The 23,740-nt window shown below is 64.6% G+C and carries 19 protein-coding genes; 17 read left to right on the top strand and 2 right to left on the bottom strand.

What is annotated here, in order from left to right; translation table 11 throughout:
- Position 1 precedes the first annotated feature (1 nt).
- From JLK41_RS05805 to JLK41_RS05885, 17 genes are all read left to right on the top strand, one after another.
- Complete coding sequence (locus JLK41_RS05805) at positions 2 to 820, top strand: CoA-transferase subunit beta (RefSeq protein WP_210390552.1); 819 nt, start codon at positions 2 to 4, stop codon at positions 818 to 820.
- The gene (locus tag JLK41_RS05810) at positions 813 to 1,709 is read left to right on the top strand and encodes an enoyl-CoA hydratase (RefSeq protein WP_210390553.1); all 897 of its coding nucleotides are present in this window, start codon (positions 813 to 815) and stop codon (positions 1,707 to 1,709) included. The genes JLK41_RS05805 and JLK41_RS05810 overlap by 8 nt, the downstream gene beginning before the upstream one ends.
- Positions 1,706 to 2,809, top strand: a complete 1,104-nt coding sequence (locus JLK41_RS05815) for an NAD(P)H-dependent flavin oxidoreductase (RefSeq protein ID WP_150608393.1) — start codon at positions 1,706 to 1,708, stop codon at positions 2,807 to 2,809. Before JLK41_RS05810 ends, JLK41_RS05815 begins: the two co-directional genes overlap by 4 nt.
- Positions 2,806 to 3,558, top strand: coding sequence for an enoyl-CoA hydratase family protein (locus tag JLK41_RS05820; protein WP_210390554.1), 753 nt, complete (start codon positions 2,806 to 2,808; stop codon positions 3,556 to 3,558). The genes JLK41_RS05815 and JLK41_RS05820 overlap by 4 nt, the downstream gene beginning before the upstream one ends.
- An 8-nt stretch (positions 3,559 to 3,566) precedes the next feature.
- Entirely contained in the window at positions 3,567 to 4,733 is a 1,167-nt protein-coding gene (locus JLK41_RS05825; RefSeq protein ID WP_210390555.1) for an acyl-CoA dehydrogenase family protein, read from the top strand.
- Between the two features lie 10 nt (positions 4,734 to 4,743).
- Positions 4,744 to 5,793, top strand: a complete 1,050-nt coding sequence (locus tag JLK41_RS05830) for an acyl-CoA dehydrogenase family protein (RefSeq protein ID WP_150608399.1) — start codon at positions 4,744 to 4,746, stop codon at positions 5,791 to 5,793.
- A gap of 3 nt (positions 5,794 to 5,796) precedes the next feature.
- A complete protein-coding gene (locus JLK41_RS05835) occupies positions 5,797 to 6,948 on the top strand; it encodes an acetyl-CoA C-acetyltransferase (RefSeq protein ID WP_210390556.1) in 1,152 nt (383 codons plus the stop codon).
- Between the two features lie 45 nt (positions 6,949 to 6,993).
- A complete protein-coding gene (locus tag JLK41_RS05840; protein WP_210390557.1) occupies positions 6,994 to 7,878 on the top strand; it encodes an SDR family oxidoreductase in 885 nt (294 codons plus the stop codon).
- A gap of 149 nt (positions 7,879 to 8,027) precedes the next feature.
- On the top strand, positions 8,028 to 8,813 hold the full coding sequence (locus tag JLK41_RS05845) for an SDR family oxidoreductase (RefSeq protein WP_150608405.1): 786 nt from the start codon (positions 8,028 to 8,030) through the stop codon (positions 8,811 to 8,813).
- 10 nt (positions 8,814 to 8,823) lie between these two features.
- Positions 8,824 to 9,294 carry a MaoC family dehydratase gene (locus tag JLK41_RS05850; protein WP_150608407.1) on the top strand — a complete coding sequence of 157 codons (471 nt, stop codon included), beginning with the start codon at positions 8,824 to 8,826 and terminating at the stop codon, positions 9,292 to 9,294.
- 8 nt (positions 9,295 to 9,302) lie between these two features.
- Positions 9,303 to 10,505, top strand: coding sequence for an acetyl-CoA C-acyltransferase (locus JLK41_RS05855; RefSeq protein ID WP_210390558.1), 1,203 nt, complete (start codon positions 9,303 to 9,305; stop codon positions 10,503 to 10,505).
- 641 nt (positions 10,506 to 11,146) lie between these two features.
- Complete coding sequence (locus JLK41_RS05860) at positions 11,147 to 12,388, top strand: helix-turn-helix transcriptional regulator (RefSeq protein WP_210390559.1); 1,242 nt, start codon at positions 11,147 to 11,149, stop codon at positions 12,386 to 12,388.
- A gap of 265 nt (positions 12,389 to 12,653) precedes the next feature.
- On the top strand, positions 12,654 to 13,700 hold the full coding sequence (locus tag JLK41_RS05865; RefSeq protein WP_210390560.1) for a 3-ketosteroid-9-alpha-monooxygenase, oxygenase component: 1,047 nt from the start codon (positions 12,654 to 12,656) through the stop codon (positions 13,698 to 13,700).
- Between the two features lie 539 nt (positions 13,701 to 14,239).
- Positions 14,240 to 16,195 (top strand): TonB-dependent receptor domain-containing protein, encoded by a 1,956-nt coding sequence (locus tag JLK41_RS05870; protein WP_210390561.1) that lies wholly within the window; start codon positions 14,240 to 14,242, stop codon positions 16,193 to 16,195.
- Complete coding sequence (gene cobN / locus JLK41_RS05875) at positions 16,195 to 20,049, top strand: cobaltochelatase subunit CobN (RefSeq protein ID WP_210390562.1); 3,855 nt, start codon at positions 16,195 to 16,197, stop codon at positions 20,047 to 20,049. Before JLK41_RS05870 ends, cobN begins: the two co-directional genes overlap by 1 nt.
- Complete coding sequence (locus tag JLK41_RS05880) at positions 20,046 to 20,522, top strand: MotA/TolQ/ExbB proton channel family protein (protein WP_134677712.1); 477 nt, start codon at positions 20,046 to 20,048, stop codon at positions 20,520 to 20,522. Before cobN ends, JLK41_RS05880 begins: the two co-directional genes overlap by 4 nt.
- A complete protein-coding gene (locus JLK41_RS05885) occupies positions 20,522 to 20,842 on the top strand; it encodes a DUF2149 domain-containing protein (RefSeq protein ID WP_134677711.1) in 321 nt (106 codons plus the stop codon). Before JLK41_RS05880 ends, JLK41_RS05885 begins: the two co-directional genes overlap by 1 nt.
- Before the next feature lie 286 nt (positions 20,843 to 21,128).
- On the opposite strand, the gene JLK41_RS05890 is transcribed toward JLK41_RS05885, so the two are convergent.
- Complete coding sequence (locus JLK41_RS05890) at positions 21,129 to 22,949, bottom strand: ABC transporter ATP-binding protein/permease (RefSeq protein ID WP_210390563.1); 1,821 nt, start codon at positions 22,947 to 22,949, stop codon at positions 21,129 to 21,131.
- Positions 22,950 to 23,033: 84 nt separating this feature from the next.
- Positions 23,034 to 23,711 (bottom strand): GntR family transcriptional regulator, encoded by a 678-nt coding sequence (locus JLK41_RS05895; protein WP_134677709.1) that lies wholly within the window; start codon positions 23,709 to 23,711, stop codon positions 23,034 to 23,036.
- Positions 23,712 to 23,740: the final 29 nt, after the last annotated feature.

Raw genomic sequence — 23,740 nt, forward strand, 5'->3', positions numbered from 1 at the left:
CATGAGTGTTGCCAAGGAGTTTTCTCTCGCTGAACTGCTGATTGTCGCGGCCAGCGAAGCCTGGCGCGGCAATGGCGAGGTGCTGGCCTCGGGGCTGGGCGTGCTGCCGCGCCTGGGGGCCAGTCTGGCCAAGCTGACCCACAGCCCGGAACTGCTGATGACGGACAGCGAGTGCTTTCTGGTCGAAGAGCCGATTCCGCTCGGCCCGCGTGGCGAGCATGTGCCGAAGTACTCCGGTTACATGGGCTTCGAGCGGGTCTTCGAGTGTGTCTGGGGAGGGCGGCGTCACGCCATGATTGGCCCGACCCAGGTCGACCGCTTCGGCCAGAGCAACCTGTCCGTCGTCGGCCCCGACTATCACCAGCCGAAGATCGCCATGCTCGGTGTGCGCGGCCTGCCGGGCAACAGCATCAACCACCGCAACTCCTTCTTCCTGCCCAGCCACTCGCTGCGTGCCCTGGTGCACGAGGTGGACATGGTCTCCGGCGTCGGCCTCGACCCCGCGCGCTGGCCGCCGGGCATGAATCGCACGCTGATGGCGCTCGGTATCGTCCTCAGCGACCTGTGCGTGATGGATTTCAACGGCCCGGACAACGCCGCGCAGGTCTTGAGCCTGCATCCGGGCGTGAGCTTCGAGCAGGTCCAGGAAAACACCGGTTTCCCGTTGCGCGAGGCGCCGAACATGGGCGAGACCCCGCACCCGACGGAAGAGCAGCTGGCGCTGATCCGCCGCCTCGACCCGCACGACTTGCGCAGCAAGCAGCTCAAGGGCAATCCGCCGGGCATTCGCCAGGCCCGATCGGGAGCGACAGATGAGTGAATTTATCGAGCGGGTGGATAGCAGCGTCTACGAGACCGACAGCCCGGTGAGCTATGCCGTGGCCGATGGGATCGCCAGCGTGAGCATGAACCGCAGCACCTTCGGCAATGTGCAGAACTCGCAGATGACCTACGCCCTGGACGAGGCCTTCAAGCGCGCGGTCAATGACGACGCGGTCAAGGTCATCGTCCTGCGCGGCGAGGGCAAGCACTTCTCCGCCGGGCACGATATCGGCACACCGGGGCGCGACATCAACAAGGTGTTCGAGCGCACCCAGCTGCTCTGGGACCACAGCAACAAGCCCGGTGGCGAGTTCCTCTACGTGCGCGAGCAGGAGGTCTACCTGGGCATGTGCCGGCGCTGGCGCGAGCTGCCCAAGCCGACCATCGCCATGGTCCAGGGCGCCTGCGTCGCCGGTGGGCTGATGCTGGCCTGGGTCTGTGACCTGATCGTGGCCAGCGACGACGCCTTCTTCCAGGACCCGGTGGTGCGGATGGGCATCCCGGGGGTGGAGTACTTCGCGCATCCCTACGAGATGAACCCGCGCATCGCCAAGGAATTTCTCATGACCGGCGATCGCATGTCGGCAGGCCGTGCCTACGACGTGGGCATGGTCAATCGGGTGGTGCCGCGTGCCGAGCTGGAGGCCACCACCTACGAGCTGGCGGGCCGGATCGCCAGGCAGCCGCGTATGGGCCTGGCATTGACCAAGCAGGCGATCAACCACGTCGAGGACCTGGCCGGCAAGCGCACGGCCATGGACGCGGTGTTCGCCTGGCACCACTTCGCCCACACCCACAATGAGCTGGTGTCTGGCGACAAGCTGGGCGGCTATGACGCCAGGACCATGGTCGCGGCGAACAGGAAGTCCGCAGGAGAGGCCGGATGAGCGCCTGGCTGCAGAGCGAACTGACCCGGCGTCTGGGCTGCCGTTACCCGGTGGTGCAGACGGCCATGGGCTGGGTGGCCGATGCCAACCTGGTGATCGGCACCACGCGTGCCGGTGGCTTTGGCTTTCTCGCCGCGGCCACGCTGAACACGGCGCAGACCCGCAGCGAGATCGAACGGGTCATCGCCGCCACCGGCAGCCGCAATTTCGGCCTGAACTTCCACATGTTCCAGGAGAACGCCGCCGATTGCGTGGACCTGGCCATCGACTTCGGCCTCAAGGCGGTCAGCTATGGCCGCGGCCCGGATGCCGGCACCGTGCAGCGCTTCAAGGATGCCGGAATACTCTGCATCCCCACCGTCGGTGCGGCCAAGCATGCGATCAAGGCGGTGCAGATGGGCGCCGACCTGATCACCGTCCAGGGCGGCGAGGGCGGCGGCCACACCGGTGGCGTGCCCAGCTCCATCCTGCTGCCGCAGGTGCTCGACGCGGTCGACGTGCCGGTGATCGCCGCCGGGGGCTTTGCCACCGGACGTGGCCTGGCCGCGGCATTGGCTGCCGGTGCCTGCGGCATCGCCATGGGCACGCGTTTTCTCATGAGCCGGGAGTCACCGACACCGGCCAGCACCCTGGAGCGCTACCTCCGGGTCAAGGATCCACAGCAGGTTCGCGTGACCCTGGCCGTCGACGGCATGCGCCACCGCATGATCGACAACGCGTTCATCAATCGCCTGGAGAACGCCAGCGGCCTGGGCCGCCTGCTGATCGCCCTGCGCAGTGCCTGGAGCTGGAAGCAGCAGACCGGCATGAGCGGCGCGCACATGCTCGCGGTGCTGCTCAAGGTGCTCAGGGAGGAGCCGGAGGCGCTGGCGCAGGCCGTCATGGCGGCCAACCAGCCGGTACTGCTGAAACGCTCCATGCAGGACGGCCGGCCGGACGAGGGCATCCTGCCCTCTGGCCAGGTGGCGGCGGCCATCGACCAGCTGGCCAGCTGCGAAACCATCATTTCCGAGATCGTCGCGCAGGCCGAGGCCTGCCTCGCCGAGCTGTACCAGCGCCACGCCCAGCCCACGTTCGAACGTGCAGGAGTCCGCCAATGAGCAATGCCTTTACCACCCGCGTCGACAAGGGCGTGGCCGAACTGGTCATCGACAAACCACCGGTCAATGCGCTGGACAGCCACGAGTGGCAGGACCTGGCCGATACCCTCAACATCCTCGGCGCCGACTCGCAGATCCGTGTCATCGTCCTGCGCGCCGAAGGCCGTGGCTTCTGCGCCGGTGTCGATATCAAGGAGCTGGAGCAGCACCCGGAGCTGATCGTCGAGGTCAACCGCGGCAACTACGAGACCTTCAAGGCCGTGCACCGCTGTCCGGTGCCGGTGATCGTCGCGGTGCATGGTTTCGTCCTCGGCGGTGGCATCGGCATCACCGGCGCGGCCGACATCGTCGTGGCCTCCGAGTGTGCCAGCTTCGCCCTGCCCGAGGTCGATCGCGGTGCGATGGGCGGCGGGGCTCACCTGCAGCGCCTGTTCCCGGTCCAGAAGGTGCGTTACCTGTTCTTCACCGGCGACAGGATCGCTGCGCGCGAGGCCGAACGCTACGGTTTCATCGAACGCGTGGTGCCGCGTGAGCGCCTGCGCGACGCAGCCCTGGAAATCGCCGCGAGGATCGCCGCCAAGAGCCCGTCGATGATCCGCATCGCCAAGGAAGCCCTCAACGGCATCGAGGACGGCAACCTGGAAGACAAGTACCGCTGGGAGCAGGGCTTCACCCTGCAGGCCTACAGCGAGGCCGACTCGGCAGAAACCCGCCGCGCCTTCGTCGAAAAACGCCAAGCAAAGTTCTGAGGCATTCCATGGACCTGATCTACAGCCCCAAGCAAAAGGCCTTTCGCGCCGAAGTGCGCGACTGGCTCGCCGCCAACCTGCCCGAGCAGAAGCTGCTCAGCTACGACACCCGCGAAGGCTTCGAACAGCACCGCGCCTGGGAAGGCAAGCTGTTCGAGGCGCGCTATTCGATGGTCATGTGGCCCGAGCACCTGGGGGGGCGCGGTTGCGACCTGATCGAGTGGCTGATCTTCGAGGAAGAGTATTACGGTGCCGGTGCGCCGATGCGCGTCAACATCAACGGCCAGCTGCTGCTGGGGCCGACCCTGATGGAGTTCGGCAGCGACGAGCAGAAGCGTGACTTCCTGCCGCGTACCGCCTCCAGCGAGATCATGTGGGCTCAGGCCTGGTCCGAGCCGAACGCCGGCTCCGATATGGCCGCGATCAGCGCCAGGGCGATCCGTGACGGCGACCACTACGTACTCAACGGCCAGAAGACCTGGTCGACCCGGGCCAGCTTCGCCGACATGGCCTTCGGTCTGTTCCGCAGCGATCCCGCGTCCAGCCGTCACCACGGTCTGAGTTTCCTGATGGTGCCGCTGGATGCTCGCGGTGTGTGCATTCGCCCGATCAAGGCCCTGGATGGCCAGGATGCCTTCGCCGAGATCTTCTTCGATGACGTGCGCGTGCCTGCGGCCAATCGCATCGGCGACGAAGGCGAAGGCTGGCATGTGGCGATGGCCACGGCCGGCTTCGAGCGCGGCCTGCTGCTGCGCTCGCCGGCGCGCTTCCAGTCCAGCGCCAGGCGCCTGGTCGAGCTGTATCGCCGCAACAAGGCGCTGGCCGACCGCGACCCGAGCATTCGCGATGCGGTGGCGCGGGCCTGGATGGGCGCCGAGGCCTACTGCCTGGGTGCCTACCACACCGTGGGGCGGCTGAGCCGGGGCGAGAAGATCGGCGCCGAATCCAGCATCAACAAGATCGTCTGGTCCGAGCTGGACCTGCTGATCAACGAGACCGCCATGCGCATCCTCGGTGCCCGTGGCGAGTTGCGCGGCGGCGCGCCGCTGCTGAGCGCTGACGAGGGCGGCTGGCTGGAGGGCTTCCTGTTCGCCCAGGCCGGTCCGATCTATGCCGGCACCAACGAGATCCAGCGCAACATCATCGCCGAGCGCATGCTCGGCCTGCCGAAGTGAGGAGCGGGCGATGAACTTCACCTTTACCGAAGATCAACTGGCGTTTCGCGGCGCCATCAGCCGCTTTCTGATGACCGAGGCGGCGCCGGAGATGCTCCGTGAAATCTGGGAAACCGATGCAGGCCGCAGCCCGGATCTGCGCGGCAAGATTGCCGAGCAGGGCCTGACCGCGCTGTCCGTGCCGGAAGCCTGCGGTGGTCTGGGCATGGATGACATGGCCTGGGCGTTGATGACCCAGGAGCTGGGCTACTACGCCATTCCGGATTCGCTGGGCGATACCGCCTACCTCGCTGCGGGTCTGCTCAGCGGCCTGCCTGCCAGCGGGCAGAGCGATCACTGGCTGGCGCAGATCGCCGCGGGGAGTATCCGCGTGGCCGTCGGCCACCCGGTCAACCCCTGGGTGGCCGACGCGCACATGGCCGACCTGCTGCTGCTGGCGCATGACGACGAAGTCCATGCGCTGCGCCCTGATCAGGTGGAGTTGCAGGCCAATCGCAGCATCGATGTCTCGCGTCGTCTGTACGACGTGAAGTGGACGCCAAGCGCCGAGACGCGCATCGCCGGTGCTGGCGTGGGCGCTGTGCTGTGGGCGCAGACCCTGAACCGGGGCGCGCTGTCGGTGGCCGGGCAGCTGGTGGGGCTGGCGCAGCGCATGCTCGATCTGTCGGTCGACTACGTGTCCCAGCGCAAGCAGTTCGGCAAGCCGATCGGCAGCTTCCAGGCGGTCAAGCACCAGCTGGCCGACGTGGCGGCCCGGATCGAGTTCGCCAAGCCGGTGCTGTACCGCGCCGCCCATGCCCTGGCCAGGGACGAGGCGGATGTCGACGTGCGCATCTCCCACGCCCGTCTGACCTGCTGCGAGGCCAGCTGGATGGCGGCGCGGCACGGCATTCAGGTGCACGGCGCCATGGGTTACACCTGGGAAGTGGACCTGCAGATGTTCATGAAGCGCGCCTGGGCACTGGACAACGCCTGGGGCGATCGAGCCCTGCACAAGACCCGCGTCGACCAGCACCTGCTTGGCGCGCCATTGCTGCCGGGCAGTACTTTCGAGGAGTGAGTCATGACCCAGGCCTATATCGTCGATGCCTTGCGCACGCCCACCGGCAAGCGCAAGGGCAGTCTGGCTCATGTGCACGCCATCGATCTCGGCGCGCATGTGCTCAAGGCGCTGGTCGAGCGCAACGCCATTCCAGCCGATGAATACGATGATGTGATCTTCGGCTGCGTCGACACCATCGGTGCGCAGGCTGCCAATATCGCGCGCACCAGCTGGCTGGCTGCCGGCCTGCCGCTGTGTGTGCCTGGTACCACGGTGGATCGCCAGTGCGGCTCATCGCAGCAGGCCTTGCACTTCGCTGCGCAGGCCGTGATGAGCGGCACTCAGGACGTCGTCGCGGTCGGTGGCGTGCAGACCATGACCCAGATCCCGATCTCCTCCGCCATGCTCGCCGGCCAGCCGCTGGGCTTCCCTGACCCGTTCTCCGGCAGCGCCGGCTGGCGTGCCCGTTTCGCTGATCAGCCGGTCAGCCAGTTCTACGCTGCTCAGCGCATCGCCGATCACTGGCAGATCAGCCGCGCCGACATGGAAGGCTTCGCGCTGGAAAGCCACCGCCGTGCCCTGGCGGCTATCGAGGCCGGTCATTTCGCGCGCGAGGTGCTGGCCTGCGAAGGCCTGAGCCAGGACGAGACGCCGCGTGTCACCACGCTGGAAAAGATGGCCAGCCTGGAACCGGTCGATCCGAGCTTCCCGAGCATCACGGCGGCGGTATCCAGCCAGACCTGCGATGCGTCGGCTGCCTTGCTGGTGGTCTCGGATGCCGCGCTCGAGCGCTATGGTCTGACACCTCGGGCGCGCATTCACCACCTCAGCGTGCGCGGTGACGATCCGATCTGGCACCTGACGGCGCCAATCGAGGCGACCCGCCACGCGCTGAAGAAGGCCGGCATGCGCATGGCCGAGATCGACCTGGTGGAAATCAACGAGGCCTTCGCCTCGGTGGTCATGGCCTGGGCCAAGGAGCTGAACTGCGACCCCGCCAGGACCAACGTCAATGGCGGCGGCATCGCGCTGGGGCATCCGCTCGGCGCCACGGGCGCGCGGCTGATGACCACGCTGCTGCACGAACTGGAGCGCAGCGGTGGTCGTTACGGCCTGCAGGCGATGTGCGAAGGCGGCGGGCTGGCCAACGTGACGATCATCGAACGCCTGTAAGGGCTTCTGGCAGAACCTGCCGCGACGAATCCGGGAGAATTGAAGATGGGAATCCTGAACGGCCGGGTGGCGATCATCACCGGCGCAGGCGCTGGCCTGGGCGCCGCCCATGCACGGGTGTTCGCTGGCGAGGGCGCCTGCGTGGTGGTCAACGACATCAACCTGGCCGCGGCGCGGGCGGTGGTCGCGGAGATCATCGCCGCCGGTGGCCAGGCGGTGGCCAACGCCTCCGACATCACCCACTACGGCGACAGTGAAAACGCGGTGAAGCAGGCCATCGACTGTTTCGGCGGCCTGCACGTGGTGGTCAACAACGCCGGCATCAACCGCGACCGCATGTTCGCCTCGATGACCGAGGCCGAGTGGGACGCGATCATGAGCGTGCACCTCAAGGGACACTTCTGCATCAGTGCGCACGCCGTGCACTACTGGCGCGACCTGTCCAAGGCCGGCAAGGCGGTCAACGCGCGCATCATCAACACCACCTCAGGTGCCGGTCTGCAGGGTTCCATCGGCCAGTCCAACTACGCTGCGGCCAAGGCCGGTATCGCCGCGCTGACGCTCAACCAGGCGGCCGAGCTGGGACGCTATGGCATCACGGCCAACGCCGTGGCACCGGCTGCACGTACCGGTATGACCAGCGCCGTCGAATCCATGGCCGCGCGCATGGCCGCGCCGGCGGATGGCAGCTTCGATTACTGGGCACCGGAGAACGTGTCCAGTCTGCTGGCCTGGCTGGCCCATGAGGCGGCCGCGCATGTCACCGGTCGTGTGTTCGAGTCCGAAGGCGGGCGGATTTCCATCGCCGACGGCTGGCGCAGCACCGCCGGGGTGGACAAGGGCGCGCGCTGGGCTCCTGCGGAGATCGGCCAGGCCATGGCCCAGCTGCTGGCGCTCGAGGTGCCGGCGCAGAAGGTCTACGGCAGCTGATCCGGCCGCGCTCGAACCTTCGCAAGACCGCCCCGAGGGCTGTTCGCAAGGCCTCGTTTTCCGCTGGCGTACCGTCCGTTTTGACGATGCGCGGGGCAAGGCGGGGCCGTTAAATCTGCTCGCATGTCGTCTACTGCCGAGGTCTTGCCGTGAAACACGCTCCCCCCTACGTTCCGGGCCACCAGCTGCTGGCTGGCAAGTCGGTGCTGATCACCGCAGCGGCAGGCGCCGGCATCGGCTATGCCGCCGCCAGGCGCTGCGCCGAGGAAGGCTGCCGTGCCCTGATGATTTCCGATATCCATCCGCGTCGCCTGGAAGAGGCGGTCGCGCGCCTCAAGGCGGAGACCGGTCTGCAGGCCATCCATGGGCAGCTGTGCAATGTGGCGGTGGAGGACGAGGTGCAGGCCCTGGTGAGCGCTGCCGAGCAGGCCCTGGAGGGTGTCGATGTACTGATCAACAACGCCGGGCTCGGCGGGCAGAAACGGCTCAGCGCGATGAGCGATGACGACTGGCTGCGAGTGATCGACGTGACCCTCAACGGGACCTTCCGCATGACCCGCGCGATGCTGCCGCACATGGAGAAACGCGGCGCTGGCGCCATCGTCAACAACGCCTCGGTACTTGGCTGGCGGGCGCAGAAGGAGCAGGCCCACTACGCCGCCGCCAAGGCCGGGGTGATGGCGCTGACCCGCTGCAGCGCGGTCGAAGCCGCCGAGCACGGCGTGCGTATCAATGCCGTGGCGCCGTCCATCGCCCTGCATGACTTCCTCAAGAAAGCCTCCAGCCAGGAACTGCTGGAACAACTGGCCAGCCGTGAGGCCTTCGGCCGTGCGGCGGAGGTCTGGGAAGTCGCCAACGTGATGATCTTTCTGGCCAGTGACTACGCCTCGTACCTGGTGGGCGAAGTGCTTTCGGTCAGTTCGCAGCACGCCTGAGGAGGCGCGGATGAGCAAGGTATTCAAGAGTGCGGAGCAGATGCTGGGCGCTGTCGGGATGCAGTTGGGCCACAGCGAGTGGATCACCGTCACCCAGGAGCGGATCGACCTGTTCGCCGAGGCCACCGGCGATCACCAGTGGATTCACGTGGACCCGCAGCGCGCCGCCGAGGGCCCGTTCGGTGCCTGTATCGCGCATGGCTACCTGACCCTGTCGCTGGCCAACCTGTTCATGCCGCAGCTGATGCGCATCGAGAACCTGGCGATGGGGGTGAACTACGGCAGCGAGCGCACGCGCTTTCCCGCAGCGGTCAGGGTCGGCGCGCGGGTGCGCGGGCGTGGCGAGGTGCTGGGGGCCGAGCGGGTTGGCGCCGCCGTGCAGTTCCTGGTGCGCATCACCGTCGAGATCGAGGGCAGCGAGCGCCCGGGCTGTGTGGTCGACACCCTCAGCCGCTACACCTTCAACCCCATTCCCGAGTGAGAGCCCTGATGACTGAAGCCGTTATCGTCGCCACTGCGCGTACCGCGCTGGCCAAATCCTTTCGTGGTTCGTTCAACGACACCGAGGCGCCGGTGCTCGGTGGCCATGTGGTACGGGCCGTGCTCGAACGCGCCGGCGTCGAGGGCGCTGCGGTCGGCGATGTGATCATGGGCGCGGCGGTGCAGCAGGGCACCCAGGCGTACAACATCGGCCGCCTGTGTGCCTACACCGCCGGCCTGCCGCACAGTGTGCCGGGCATGGCACTGGACCGCATGTGCGCGTCCGGGTTGATGGCGATCGGCGTGGCGGCCGGGAGCATTCTCAGCGGCGAGCTGGATATCGCCATCGCCGGGGGAGTGGAGTCGCTGTCGCTGACCCAGACGCCACACAAGAACACCTATCGTGCGCAGTCCCAGGCGGTGCTCGAGGTGATGCCGAGTGCCTATATCCCGATGATCGAAACGGCCGAGATCGTCTCGCGCCGCTACGCCATCAGCCGCGCTGCGCAGGACGAGTATGCCCTGCAGAGTCAGCAGCGCACGGCGGCGGCCCAGCAGGGCGGACGTTTCGCCGAGGAAATCGTGCCGCTGCACGCCGACAAGCTGTGCTTCGACAAGCAGGGCAACCCGAGTGGCCATGAAACGATGCTGGTCGAGCGCGACGAGTGCAACCGCCCGAGTACCACGCTCGAGGATCTGGCCGCGCTCAAGCCGGTGTGGAAGGACGGCAAGTGGGTGGGGCAGGGCGAGTTCGTCACCGCTGGCAACGCCTCGCAGTTCTCCGATGGTGCCAGTGCCTGCCTGCTGATGAGTGCCGATGAAGCCCGCTGCCGTGGCCTGACGCCGCTAGGGATCTACCGTGGCATAGCCGTCGCCGGCTGTGCGCCGGAGGAGATGGGCATCGGCCCGGTGCATGCCGTACCCAGGTTGCTCAGGCGCTTCGGCTTGAGCGTCGCGGACATCGACCTGTGGGAGATCAATGAAGCGTTCGCCTGTCAGGTGCTGTACTGCCGTGATGCACTGGGGATTGCCAATGACCGCCTGAACGTCAACGGCGGGGCCATCGCCATCGGCCATCCGTTCGGCATGTCCGGTTCGCGGATGGTTGGTCATGCGCTGCTGGAGGGACGCCGGCGGGGTGCCCGTTATGTCGTGGTGTCGATGTGCATTGGCGGCGGCATGGGGGCTGCCGGTCTGTTCGAGTTGCCATGACTGCGTACGCCCGAGATCAGCCCAGCGTCGTCTAATCCATTTGGACGATGCCGGTGGCGTTACCTGGTCCGAATATCGAGTCATCCCCGTTTGCCGGTGTCACAGCCGCCGGGCGGGCAGAACAAGAAAGATAGAGGTATTGCTATGTTCACTGCCCCCCGTAGCCCGTTATCTCTTCGCGTCCGCTGGGCCAGAGCCGTGGCCCTGTTCGTGCCGGTTGCCGCCATCTGCCTGGTCACGGCGCGCGACCAGTCGCTTCCCGATAGCGTTACGTCGGCGGCGCTGTCAGGCCCTCCCGCCAGCGTCCCCTTGCAGCGCTTCCCATCCCCACCCGTGCCTGAACAGGTCGGCACCTTCTGGACGTCCCTGCGCTAACTGACGAGCGAGAACGGGTGGCGTCAGCGATGGCATCTGCACCGCGGGCCTATGCTGAATGCAGTGCTGGCGGTCAGCAGTCATTGCCTGGATTGCCACGAGGCCATCTGTCGTTTTTGTCTGTCGATCATCGGCTTTGCAGGTAGAGACTAGGGAGGACGAGTGAGCTTGTGTGCGCAATCGTTTCGAGAGGTGCTGGAGCCTGTTGGCCGGAACGTTTGAGAAAAATAAAAAGACAGGCAGGACCTGCTCTGTGAGGTGTGACTATGAGCTCCGAGACGCAAGACCAGACGCTGGAAAGAGTTGGACTCAGTGTCGTCCAGTACGACCGGATCATCAGCAGCATGTACGAGGCTGCTTTCGATCCTCGTAGTCTGGGCCAAGCCTTGAATCTGGTCAGGCAACTGTTCCAGGCCAATTATGTGGCTTTGATCATGCGTGCGCCTGACGAGCCTGAGCTGGCGCCGATGATCGTCGCGGGCGAGGTCGAGGGCGTAGGCGGTCCCGACGGTGAACTGCTGTTCATCAGCTATCACGACGAGTCAGCCCCTTTCAGCAATCTGACGCCCAATCAGGTGTTCACCATTGCCGACCTGATGAGCGACAGTGAGTGGGTGCGTTCGGCCTTCTACCTGCTCTATTGCCAGCCCCACAACGTGTTCCACTCGCTCATGGCGAACATCACCACCCCCGGTGGTGGGCTGTTGCGCTTCCGTATCTGCCGTCCGCAATCCAGCCCGCGGTTCTCCGAGGACGAACGCAAGCTCTGCGAACTGTTTCTGCCGCATATTCGCCGTGCGGTTCATGTCTATTCGCAGCTTGATCGCAGCGCCTCGCTGGGCAGCATGTACTCTCAGGCGATCGGGCGCCTGTCGGTCGCTACCATGGTGCTGGATGAGAACAACATGGTCCTGGAGCTCAATCCGGTCGCTCAGGAAATCCTCAGCAGCAATGACGGTCTGAAGCTGGTGGGCGGGCGTCTGGAAGCGACCTATCCAAGTGACAACCGAGAGCTGCAGCGGGTGCTGCGCAGCGCTGCATTGCGCCAGGGGGTGGATGGCGAGGGCAGGGCTGAGGCGATGTCCATTTCACGACCATCCGGGCAGGTGAGTTTCGGCCTGGTGGTCGAGACCATACCCTCTCAGGAACTGGTCGAGGGCAAGGGGCGGCCCACGGCGGTGGTGTACATCCGCGACGCCGTCGGCAAGTCCCAGGCCAGCAGTATCGTGACCAAGCAGTTGTTCAACCTGACGCCAGCAGAGACGGCGCTGGCGCTGGAGCTGGTCAACGGTCTGTCGCTGGAGGAGGCGGCCGAAGCGCTCAACATACGGCGCAACACGGCCCGAGCCCATCTGCGCTCGATCTTCTCGAAAACCGGTGTGCGCCGGCAAACCGAGCTGGTGCGAATCATGCTCAACAGCGTGGTTGCGCTGACTCAGCCACAAGCGGTCGCGCGCGCCGGCGGACCGGTCAGTAGCCACCCCGAACGACGACTTTCCAGCGTCTGATCTGCTATTGGCGGAGATTCTCCGCGATCCGTAGCCTTCCTCGTTCCGTGGTCCGCGCAGGCCGCGGCGCGGCGTTTCGGCCCGGAATCCATTCGCTGCAGGCCAACGCGGTAATGCGGATGCTCCTGGCCGTACTAGTCCGTGCGGAGGATGAGAGGCGCGACGCCTTGCCTGAAGATGCTCAGGTAGCCATCACTTGTGCTCTGCAGGGGAACTCAGGGCGAAGTGAACTCATTCCGTGAGTGCCTTGAGAGGAACAATAGCCATGACGAAACTCGCCGAGATCAAGGTAGAGAACGCTCTGGAGTCATACCGTTATGCCCGTGGCTGGCACTGCCTGGGTGATGCCGAGCAATACCGGAATGGCAAGCCGCACACGTTGGATGTTTTCGGCACGCGCCTGGTGGCCTTCGCCAGCCGTGACGGCAGGATCAACATCCTTGACGCTTTCTGCCCGCACATGGGCGCCGACCTGTCCCAGGGCACCGTCGAGAATGATCGCGTGGTCTGTCCGTTCCACCACTGGCAATACGATGCTGGCGGCAAGTGCGTGGAGATTCCCTACTGCAAGCGCATTCCGCCAAAGGCCAGGACCAGGAGCTGGCTGACCTGCGAGGAAAACAATCTGCTGTTCGTGTGGAACAACCCAGAGGGGAATCCACCGCGCGATGGCGTCGTCATTCCGCACCTGGCGGAAATGGACAGTGACGAATGGATCCATGAATGGAACATCGACACCATGCTGATCGAGACCAACCCACGCGAGCTGGTCGACAACCTGGTCGATGCCCAGCACTTCGGGCCGGTCCACAGTACGCCTGCCGTCCACTTCTCCAATGTTTTCGAAGGCCACATCGGCCACCAGCGCTTTCGCGGTGACTCGCAGTTCCTGGGCGGCGGACTGGAAGCCGATTCCGCCTACTACGGTCCGGCGACGCATTTCACGCGCATCAGTTCTGACTTCGGCGGCCAGCAGATCCATGCCGTGCTGCTCAACAGCCATGTGCCGATCACACCCAACAGCTTCCTGCTGCGCTTCGGCTGCATGGTCAAGCGTGTACCGGGTTACACCGAGGAACAGAATCGCCAGGTGGCGCTGGGCTATGTCAACGGCAACCGCGACTCCTTCTATCAGGATGTGGCGATCTGGAAGAACAAGGTTCGCATCGACAAACCGGTACTGGCCGAGACCGACGGCCCGGTCTACCAGCTGCGCGAGTGGTACCAGCAGTTCTTCACGGACGAGGACAAGGTTCCGGCCAGCATGGCCGAACGCCGCGAGATCGTCACCGTGGACCTGGGCAAGGCCTGAGCGGGGCATACCTGAAGGGGCCGGACCAGTGTCGTAATGCTGTGTATTCAAGGTTGCACAGGTTTGGCTCCCCTCTCCCATTTATGGGAGAGGGGCTGGGGGAGAGGGCTGAAAATGCCGCAAAACTGCCAATGTCCCCCTCTCCGGACGCGGCCCGCCCTAACGCTCTCCCCACAGGGGTGAGGGGACTAGTCGCGTCCGGCCACTTGCTATGTGAACAGGATTACGACCCAGTGTCGGCCTTCTTTCAGGCTCAGACTCGAAAGGAGGAAGTCAATCCGCGGTACCTCGCATGATTTCCTTGAAGGCCGGTTTGGTCGTGGTAAGTCAGCCCCAATAGGCCCTTTTCCTCAGGCAGATGTTGAGGGCTGAGCGTCGGGCACGGCGGGCTCGGTTGGTTTGGGTGAGTATATTTTGACCGTGATAATGTTATGAAATAACATTTCATTTCTATTGGGCTGCATTTACAGCCTTTTGCCTCACCCTGTCTCACAACAATCGCCACTCAGATCGCAGATCTGCCCGTTGGAAGGTTCGCTATGCCAGTCTTGAAGATGCGTCGCTTTGCGCCGCGCCGTTCTTTGTCGTTGCTTGCATTCAGCTTTTTACCGCTTGGCGGTCAGGCCGAGGTGCTGATGCTGGAACCAACGGTGGTCAGCGCCACCAGTACCAAGCGTGCGCTGAAGGATGTGCCGGCCAGTGTCGCTGTCATCACTGCTGAGGATCTGAGCAGGCGCCCCGTGCGAGATCTCGAGGACGCACTGCGTGGAAGCGAAGGCTTGCAGTTCAACGGCATCGGTATGAGTCGCCGGGGGATCAGCATTCGCGGCATGTCCAGCGAGCACAGCCTGGTGCTCATCGACGGCAAGCGCATCAGTCCATCAGCCGGAGCCATTGCCCACTCCGATTTCGACCTGGGCTGGGTGCCGGTCGAGGCCATCGAACGCATCGAGGTGGTACGTGGCCCGATGTCTTCACTCTACGGTTCCGAAGCGCTGGGTGGCGTGGTCAACGTGATCACGCGCAAGGCGACCGACACCTGGCTGGGTAGTGGTTTCGTCGAGGGTGGCGTTCGTGAGGATGGCTTGGGTGGGCAAATGCACCAGGCGGGAGGGTATGTCAGCGGGCCCCTGTTGCCGGGTGTGCTGGGGCTGGCACTCAATGCCGAGAGCCAGCGTCAACAGGAAACGCCGGACTTCGACAGTCGCAATCTTTCCGAACTGGAAGGTCGTAACGGCAACAGCGGCGGTGCAACGCTGAGCTGGACGCCGGACGACGCGCAGCGCATCGACTTCGGATACGAAAGCGGACGCGAGCGGCGTTGGCGCAATAGCGAAACGGGTGGCGGCGCATCGAGGGACTACGAGTCCACTGACATCATCGAACGGGAACGCTGGTCGTTGGCGCATTCTGGCGATTGGCTGTGGGGCAGCAGTCAGTTGCGTGCCTATCGCAATCAGCTGGAGCGCAAGAACTCCCGCAGTGGCGGGGTAGTCCCCAGCAGCCCGCAGCGCCTGATCGACAGCGTGGTGGACGGCAATCTGAGTGTGCCGTTGCTCGATATGCATCGGGTGACCCTTGGTGGCGAGTGGCGCAAGGAGGAACTGGAGGATCGTTCGGTCAACGCTCGGGGCGAGGATGAGGCACTGCATCGCGCGGTCTTCCTGCAAGACGAGATCGCTTTCAGTCCCGCTTGGTCGCTGACACTGGGTAGCCGCTTCGACAAGCACGAGCAGTTCGGCTGGGAGAACAGCCCGCGTGTCTACCTGCTGCACCATCTCGACGATCAGCTGACCCTGCGCGCTGGCGTCGGCAAAGGCTTCAAGGCGCCAAGCCTGAAACAGTTGTCGCCGGGCTACTCTGCCGTCGGCGGCGGCGGTCGATTCACCATCGTCGGCAACCCCGATCTGCAGCCGGAAACCAATACGTCCTATGAGCTGGGCGCGGATTACCAGGCACGGGGCTGGTCGCTGAGCGGCATGCTCTTCGAGAATGACGTGGAGGATCTGATCCAGACGGTCTGCGTAGCCAGCTGCGGTGTGCGTGGGCGTGAGCTGCGTAACTACGAGAACGTGGACAAGGCCCGTATCCGCGGTGTCGAGTTGGGCGCAGGGGTGGATCTGAGCAGCACGCTGAGCTGGAAGCTCAATTACACCTATCTGGATGCGCGCAACCGCACGCTCGGGCAGCGCCTGGGAGACCGCTCCCGACATCTTGCCAACAGCGTGCTGCAATGGCAGCCGACGTCCACCTTCGAGGCTCAGTTGCGCACCGAGTACATTGGAAGCCAGCTGACCTACAGCAGCAACGTGGCCTACTCGCTGCCGGCGTACAGCCTGTGGCATCTGGAAATGAGCCAGAAGCTGAGCAGTAACCTGACGCTGCGCGGCGGTATCGAGAACATCGGTGACGAACGCCTGGCGGATCAGAGTGAGCGCTTCGTCTATGCCGAGCCCGGGCGCACCTATCACGTCGGCCTGGTTGCCACGTTCTGATGCGCGGCCTGATCCTTCTGCTCTGCTGCCTGAGCTGGAGCCTGCAGGCCGCTGCCGAGCCTGCACAGGTACGCATGCTCAGCAGCGACTTCGTGCTGGCCGGCAAGCATGCGCGTCTCGCTGCCTGGGCGAAGCAGCAGGGCGTCGAATTTTCCAGCCTGCGCAGTGGTGCCGAACAGGCACCTGATGGTGAGTGGCTGGCGGCGGTCGATCTGCTGATCATGGACACGCCGCGTCCGTCCGACCTGCAGGCAGTGCAGCAGCGTTTGGGCGACGTACTGGAACGTTTGCCCGTGCCCTGGATTCGCGTCGGTGGCGGTCCGCCGGCCTATGGCAACCTGCCGCCGCCGCTGGCGATACGCCTGATCGCCTACTACGGCAATGGGGGTGAGACCAACCTCAAACAACTGTTCACGCTGACTCAGCGCAGGAAGGCGGGTCTGCCTTTCGATGATTTACCGGCTCCTGTCGAACTGCCGAAAACCGGCTTCTATCATCCTGATGCGCCGTCGCCATTCGCCACGCTCGATGACTATCTCGAGTGGGGGCGTGAACGCTGGCAGCCAACCGCGCCACGGGTGGCGTTCGCCATTCACCGCGGTGCCATTGCCGATGCCCAGTTGCAGGCCATCGACGAGCTCATCGAACGCAGCGAACGACATGGGCAGTTGCCGCTGCTGTTCTGGTTCGATGATGCCAACCCGCATGCGCTTGGTGAGCTATTCGCCACTGCCGACCTGCAGGCATTGGTGAATCTCCAGCACATGCAGAACGGTCCGGCGCGAAAGCAGGAGTTCCTGCAACTCGGTGTGCCGGTGCTGCAGACATTCGCTCATCGCGGCGGTAGCGAGCAGCAGTGGCAGGCTCAGAGCAGTGGCATGGAGGCACGCGCGGCGTCGGCCTTTCTCAGCGTTCCGGAAAGCTGGGGCATGAGCGATCCGCTGGTGATCAGCGCACTGGAGGAGGGGGAACCGAGGCTCATGCCCGGTCAGGCCGAAGCGCTGCTCGACAAGCTGGATCGGCTGATTCGCCTGCGTCAGTTGCCAGCGCAGGACAAACGACTCGCGCTGATGTTCTGGAATCACCCGGACGGCGAACGGAATGTCGCTGCGTCTCACCTCAACGTGCCCGCCAGCCTGGCCGCGTTGAGTGCGGCCCTGAGCCGCGCGGGATACGAGGTGCCCGCGACGTCGGAGGCCGATCTGATCGATGCCGCTCAACGCCTGCTGGCGGGTTACTACCGCCCGGCAACCCTGGATGAACTGCTGCGCGAGGGGCTGGCCGACACGCTGCCACTGAAGGATTACCAGGCCTGGTTCGCGCGCCTGCCGCTGGCGACGCGCGATGCGCTGACCGCCCGTTGGGGCGAGCCGGCGCAACACTGGGCACTGCGCGAGGTCGATGGCGTCATGCAGTTCGTGATCCCGGCCTTGCACCTGGGCACGTTGCTGCTTTTACCCCAGCCACCGAGAGCGGGGCGGCCAGGCGAGGCCTACCACGACAGCAAGGTGCCGCCGGACCATCTCTACATGGCGGCTTACCAGCTGGTGCGCGAGCGCTTCGGCGCCGATGCGCTGATCCACTTCGGCACCCACGGCACACAGGAGTGGCTGCCAGGAAAGGATCGCGGCTTGTCCGCCGATGATTATCCTTTTCTCGCCGTCGGCGACCTGCCGGTCTTCTATCCCTATATCCAGGACAACATCGGCGAGGCCATTCAGGCCAGGCGCAGGGGGCGTGCCGTCACCATCAGCCATCAGACGCCGGCCTTCGCTCCGGCCGGCCTCTATGACGAGCTGCGCGATCTGCACCAGACGATCCACGAGTACCAACAGCTGGACGAAGGCGCCGTACGCGAGCAAACCGCCGAGCAGATATGGACGGCGGTCGTGGCCATGGACATGCAGACCGACCTGGGTTGGGATGAGGCGTCGATGCGTGCGGATTTCCCGGCATTCTTCGCCGTCCTGCATGATCACCTGCACGAACTTGCACGCGGCGCCACGCCGCTTGGGTTACATACCTTCGGTGAGCCGGCATCGGCCGAACATCGGCTGAGCACGGTGATGCAGCAGCTGGGTAAGGCGTACTACCAGGCGCTGGGGCTCGACCCCGGCGAGGTATTCGCCAGCGACTACCGTGAACTGCAGAACTCACTGCCTTACCGAACCCTGCAGCGTTATCTCAGGGATGGCGTGGCCGTGGAGACGATCGAGTCTGTCGAACTGCGTGAGCTGATCGACAGGGGCATCGAACTGGATCGACAGCTTGCCGATACGCAGGAACTGGAAGCACTGTTGGCAGGACTGTCCGGCGCTTTCGTCGCGCCGGGGGCGGGCGGCGACCCGGTCCGCAAGCCCGATGTGCCGAGTGGCCGCAACCTCTATGCCTTCGAGGCTGACAAGGTGCCGACACGGGCGGCCTATGCGGCGGGTGAGGAGGCGTTGGCGCAGCTGATCGGCCAGTACCGCGCGGACCATGAGGGGCAGGCGCCGCAGAAGCTGGCGTTCAGCCTGTGGTCGTCGGAGGCGTTGAGGCACCTGGGCATCGTCGAGAGCCAGGTGCTGCATGCCATGGGCCTTCGCCCGGTGTGGGATGACGGTGGCCGGGTCGTGGCGCTGGATATCATTCCCGCCGGCGAACTGGGACGACCACGTATCGACGCCGTCTTGCAGGTCACCAGCCTGTACCGGGATCAGTTCGACGGCTTCATGCGCCTGCTCGCCGATGCGGCCGATCGTCTGGCTGAGCTGGACGAGCCTGGGAATGTCATCGCCGCGAACAGCCGGGCGCTGGCCGTGCGCTTGCAGGCGCAGGGTGTGTCCGCCGAACAGGCGCAGCAGCTGTCACGTTTGCGCGTGTTCGGCAACGAACCGGGCGACTATGGTACCGGCGTTTCCAAGCTGGCCCTGGACTCGACGAAATGGGATGACGATGCGGCGCTCGGCCAGCAGTTTTTGCAGCGCCTGCAATATGGGTACGGTGCGCAAGCCTGGGGTGTGAAGCTGGAGGGCGGCAATCTGTTCGCCGAGCAGCTCAAGGGGGTTGAGGCTGCCGTGATGTCACGTTCGTCCGAACTCAATGGGCTGCTGTCCACCGATCACCCCTTCGAGTTTCTCGGTGGTCTCTCGGCTGCGGTGCGGCATCTCGATGGCCGCAGTCCGGTGCTGTACATAGCCGATCTGCGTAAGAGCGAGCCGCGCACCACGGGCGCCGCCCGGTTCCTCGCGACCGAGCTGCGTGGTCGCTACCTGAATCCGCAGTGGATCGGTGAGATGCAGAAGGAGGGCTACGCCGGCACGCTGGAGATGCTCAACCTGGTGAATAACCTGTGGGGCTGGCAGGCCACCGATCGCACCATGGTGCGTGATGATCAGTGGCAGGCGATTCATGACACCTACGTCATGGACAAGCGCGAGCTTGGTCTCGACGCCTGGTTCGAGCAGCACAACCCAACGGCTCAGGCTCAACTCATCGAGCGCATGCTCGAGGCCATCCGCAAAGGCTACTGGGATGCCAGCGAGCAGACCCGCCGCGAGCTGGTCGAGCGCCGTCAGCAGTTGGCAAGTACAGAGGCGGGTGAGGTTGGGGAAGCGCTTACCCGGCAGTTCAGCGAACAGCTGGCCGCAGGTTTCGGCCTGCATAGCCCTGGTCAGAACACTCCGTCGTCGGATGCAGGGGCTGCCGCTCAGGTTGTCAGCGGTCAGGTGCTCGAGGAGGTGATGCCCGCCCAGGGCGATGAGCAACCTCGGTGGCTGTTGTGGCTCGGCTTCGCCCTGCTGTTTGCCTGCTTCATGGCCGGTGCCATTCGGCAGGGTCTTACAAATTCTCGAATGACGGAACCTGCGTTATGAACGGTCTAGAAACCAGCATCTACGAAATCACCCGGCTTTTCCTCGTTCCCGTCATGCTCTTGATCCTGGCGTCGCTGGCTTATGCCTGCTTTGCTCTGGGCGCTTTCGCGCTGGAAGCCTGGCAACGTCACCGTGCTCGCTACCAGTCGAGGCTGGCCAGGTGGTACGAGCAACATGGCGGCAGCAGCGATGATCTTGAACTCTGGATCATGAAGCAGCTGGAGTGGCTGCGGATTACCTCGCGCAGTGCACCGATGCTTGGCCTGGTGGCCACCATGATTCCGATGGGGCCTGCACTACTGGCGCTGACCCGCAACGACGCTCAGGGCATTGGCGAGAACATGGTGGTGGCGTTCTCCTCGGTGATCGTCGCCCTGCTCAGCGCCAGCATCACCTTCTTCATCCTTACCGTTCGCCGTCGTTGGCTGCTGCAGGAACTTCGTAGCATCGAGCGTGCGTGGGAGCAGGCCTGATGCGCTTTCTCGAACATGACGAGGCGGACGACCCGATCATCTCGATGGTCAACCTGATCGACCTGTTTCTGGTCGTTATAGGCATCCTGCTGGTGGTCATCGTGCAGAACCCGCTCAATCCCTTCAGCCAGGACAAGGTCGTGGTCATCGAAAACCCCGGTGAAGCCGACATGCGCATGCTGGTCAAAGATGGCGAGGAACTTAAGCGCTACGAATCCAATGGCAGTATCGGCGAAGGGCAGGGCACCAAGGCCGGTGTGACCTATCGCCTTGCAGACGGCCGGATGATCTATGTGCCAGAGCAGGAGAGAGCCGAGTAGACGGCTGTCCCACGGGGTATGCAGGCTTGCGCTGCTTGAGCTGTCAGCCCGGGTCGGTCGGCGCTCGTGTCGTTGATGAGTGGGCCGGCCATGGGCTCCTCGCCACGACGGTTCGACGACAGGCCTGGGCGCGGTCCGCCTGCCTCTGGCTCACCCGCTTTCAAGGCGCTCGTCAGGCTACGAGGGGGCAGCGCCCCAGCGTAGCCAGCACTGTCGATGCGGGCACTGGCTTCCTGCTGCATGCATGATCGGCCGCTTGGCCAATGGCATGCCAGCATCCGCGTACTCAACTCAAGGCAGGCGGCTCGTGCGCAGCCTGCTCGGTCAGCGACCAGGCGCCTTGTCCGTCCAGTTCCAGGCGGTGCGTATGGAACCTGGACAGGGTGGCGCGGTGGCCGACGCTGACCAGCACGCTGTCGCTCATCTCGCGGCGCAGCAGCGAATAGAGGGCATGCTCCAGGCCTTCGTCCATGGCCGAGGTGGATTCGTCGAGGAACACGATGCGCGGCCGGTTGACCAGTACGCGGGCGAAGGCCAGGCGTTGCTGTTCACCGATCGAGAGAATGCGCGACCAATCGTTGCTCAGGTCCAGTCGGTCTGTCAGGTGGGCCAGATTGACCTGGCGCAGGGCCTGCTGCAGGCGCTCGTCGTCTCCAGGCAGGCTGCTGGCGGGGTAGGCAATGGCGCTGCGCAGGTCACCCAGCGGCAGGTAGGGACGCTGGGCAAGGAACAGCGCGTCGCTGCCCGCAGGGCAGTGCACCTCACCTTCGGCGTAGGGCCACAGGCCGGCCAGGGCGCGCAGCAGGGTGGTCTTGCCGCTGCCGGATGGGCCCTTGATCAGCAGGGCCTGGCCGGGTCGCAGGTTGAGATTCAGGTCCTGCAACAGGTGATGGCCGTCGGGGCGCTGCACCTGCATGCCGACGATGTCCAGCGCCTCGCTCTGGGCGATTCGCGTCACGCTTGGCAGCTCGCGCGATTGCTGGTTGGCGTCGAGGAAGCCGGTGAGACGGTCGAGGGTGGCGCGATACTGGGCGAAGGTGTCATAGGAGGAGCGGAAGAATGACAGCGAGTCCTGCACCTGGCCGAAGGCCTGGGAAGTCTGCATCACGTCGCCCAGCTTGATCGCGCCGCTGAAGAAGCGCGGTGCCTGCAGGATGAAGGGGAAGACCACTGCCACCTGGCTCACGGCGAGGTTGAAGCCGTCGAACTTCAGACTGCGGTAGACCAGTGCCCAGACATTGCCGATGAGTGCCGAGAAGCGGCCGAGCAGGGTGCCACGCTCGATGGCCGAGCCCTGGTAGAAGGCTACGTTCTCCGCGTACTCGCGCAGGCGCATCAGGGCGTAGCGGAAGTTCGCGGTCAGCTTCTCGTTGAGGAAGTTCAGGCGGATCAGCGGCCGACCGAGGCGGAAGGCGATCCAGGTGGCGATGATCACGTAGATATAGACGGCGAACACCATCGCCCGGGGGATTTCCACGCCGGCGACGCTGAGTGGCGCCGACAGGCCCCAGAGAATGCCGGTGAAGGCGACCAGCGATACCAGTGCGCTGACGGCACCGAGGCTGAGGCTCACCGAGTAGTTGACGAAGGCATTTACATCCAGCTCGATGCGCTGATCGGGGTTATCCACCGGGGTGTCGAGGAACTGCCCGCGATAGTAGGCGTCGCCGTTCATCCAGTCGGCGGTGAGGCGCTCGGTGAGCCAGATCCGCCAGCGGATGCTGAAGGCCTGGGTCACGTAGTAGTTGAACAGGGCACGCAGCACATGGATGGTCGCCAGGACCGCGAAGACGCCGAGGAGAAACCAGAACGCCTTCTGATCCAGGGCCTGCAGCGCGCTGTAGAAGCCGTTGTACCAGAATGAGAAGAGCACGTTCATGCGCACCGCGAACAGCGCCAGTACCAACAGCACGGCGAACACCAGCAAGGGTTTCCAGCTGTTTCGCGGGCTCAGGTAGGGGCCGGCTATCTGCCAGAACTGACGACCCCAGCGGGTCCAGCGAATGGCCAGGGCCGAGGCTCCGGCGAACACGATGAAGGTGACGACAGTCGCCACTGCAAGCCAACTCAGGCTCTCTTGCAGGGCCTGACTCCAATCCATATCCATAAGGTAGATCCGTGAGGATGAGAATGAGATGTCTCAGGCCCAGGGCGTGGGCTGGACAGGTGCCGGGTCACATGGACGGGCGGATTAACGCTGTTCGGTCCTTTCGCGGCCGTCGATGAATTCGATGATGCTGTCGCTGGCCCCCAGGATGTCGTCCGCGATTGCCTTGCGCGCCTTGGCGGGCTTCTTCTCGCGCAGGGCATCCATGAGCGTCAGATGAGCACTGGCGCCGAGGTAGGTGTTGTGCCCCTTGCTGTAGAACAGATTCAAGATAGGACCCATGGAAACCCACAGCCCCTCGATCTGCGCGGTCAGCATCTCCATGCCGGACAGCCGGTACAGCGTGAAATGAAATTCTCGGTTGTACTGCATGGCGGCGACGGCGTCGTTCTGCTGCTCGGCCTCTTCGAATCTGGCGTGCAGCGTTTCCAGCGTTGCCAGGCTCTCGGCTGTGACGTGGCGGGTCGCCAACTCGGCGGCCAGGCCTTCCAGGGCAATGCGGATGGTGCGAACCTCGATATAGCGACTCAGCGTCAGCGTGGGCACGATAGCAAAGCGGCCTGAGCGCAGTTCCAGGCCGCGCTCGCTGACCAGACGCAGGCATGCCTCGCGCACGGGCGTCACGCTCGTGCCCAGGCGCTCGGCAAGATCCTGCATGACCAGACGCTCACCAGGCTTGAAGTTGCCGGCAATCAGCCCTTCGCGAATCGAGTAGTAAGCCCGGGCCGACAAATTTCCTTGTTCCAGCGGTTGAATCTGCACGTCTGACTCCATTGATCCATAAATGGTGC

Source organism: Ectopseudomonas khazarica, assembly GCF_017915135.1.
In the GTDB taxonomy this organism is placed as follows: Bacteria; Pseudomonadota; Gammaproteobacteria; order Pseudomonadales; family Pseudomonadaceae; genus Aquipseudomonas; species Aquipseudomonas khazarica.

Bases quoted from the DNA above. Each gene is read 5' to 3' on its own strand.
- JLK41_RS05805 (WP_210390552.1), top strand. From the start codon at position 2: ATGAGTGTTGCCAAGGAGTTTTCTCTCGCTGAACTGCTGATTGTCGCG.
- JLK41_RS05810 (WP_210390553.1), top strand. From the start codon at position 813: ATGAGTGAATTTATCGAGCGGGTGGATAGCAGCGTCTACGAGACCGAC.
- JLK41_RS05815 (WP_150608393.1), top strand. From the start codon at position 1,706: ATGAGCGCCTGGCTGCAGAGCGAACTGACCCGGCGTCTGGGCTGCCGT.
- JLK41_RS05820 (WP_210390554.1), top strand. From the start codon at position 2,806: ATGAGCAATGCCTTTACCACCCGCGTCGACAAGGGCGTGGCCGAACTG.
- JLK41_RS05825 (WP_210390555.1), top strand. From the start codon at position 3,567: ATGGACCTGATCTACAGCCCCAAGCAAAAGGCCTTTCGCGCCGAAGTG.
- JLK41_RS05830 (WP_150608399.1), top strand. From the start codon at position 4,744: ATGAACTTCACCTTTACCGAAGATCAACTGGCGTTTCGCGGCGCCATC.
- JLK41_RS05835 (WP_210390556.1), top strand. From the start codon at position 5,797: ATGACCCAGGCCTATATCGTCGATGCCTTGCGCACGCCCACCGGCAAG.
- JLK41_RS05840 (WP_210390557.1), top strand. From the start codon at position 6,994: ATGGGAATCCTGAACGGCCGGGTGGCGATCATCACCGGCGCAGGCGCT.
- JLK41_RS05850 (WP_150608407.1), top strand. From the start codon at position 8,824: ATGAGCAAGGTATTCAAGAGTGCGGAGCAGATGCTGGGCGCTGTCGGG.
- JLK41_RS05855 (WP_210390558.1), top strand. From the start codon at position 9,303: ATGACTGAAGCCGTTATCGTCGCCACTGCGCGTACCGCGCTGGCCAAA.
- JLK41_RS05860 (WP_210390559.1), top strand. From the start codon at position 11,147: ATGAGCTCCGAGACGCAAGACCAGACGCTGGAAAGAGTTGGACTCAGT.
- JLK41_RS05865 (WP_210390560.1), top strand. From the start codon at position 12,654: ATGACGAAACTCGCCGAGATCAAGGTAGAGAACGCTCTGGAGTCATAC.
- JLK41_RS05870 (WP_210390561.1), top strand. From the start codon at position 14,240: ATGCCAGTCTTGAAGATGCGTCGCTTTGCGCCGCGCCGTTCTTTGTCG.
- cobN (WP_210390562.1), top strand. From the start codon at position 16,195: ATGCGCGGCCTGATCCTTCTGCTCTGCTGCCTGAGCTGGAGCCTGCAG.
- JLK41_RS05880 (WP_134677712.1), top strand. From the start codon at position 20,046: ATGAACGGTCTAGAAACCAGCATCTACGAAATCACCCGGCTTTTCCTC.
- JLK41_RS05885 (WP_134677711.1), top strand. From the start codon at position 20,522: ATGCGCTTTCTCGAACATGACGAGGCGGACGACCCGATCATCTCGATG.
- JLK41_RS05890 (WP_210390563.1), bottom strand. From the start codon at position 22,949: ATGGATATGGATTGGAGTCAGGCCCTGCAAGAGAGCCTGAGTTGGCTT.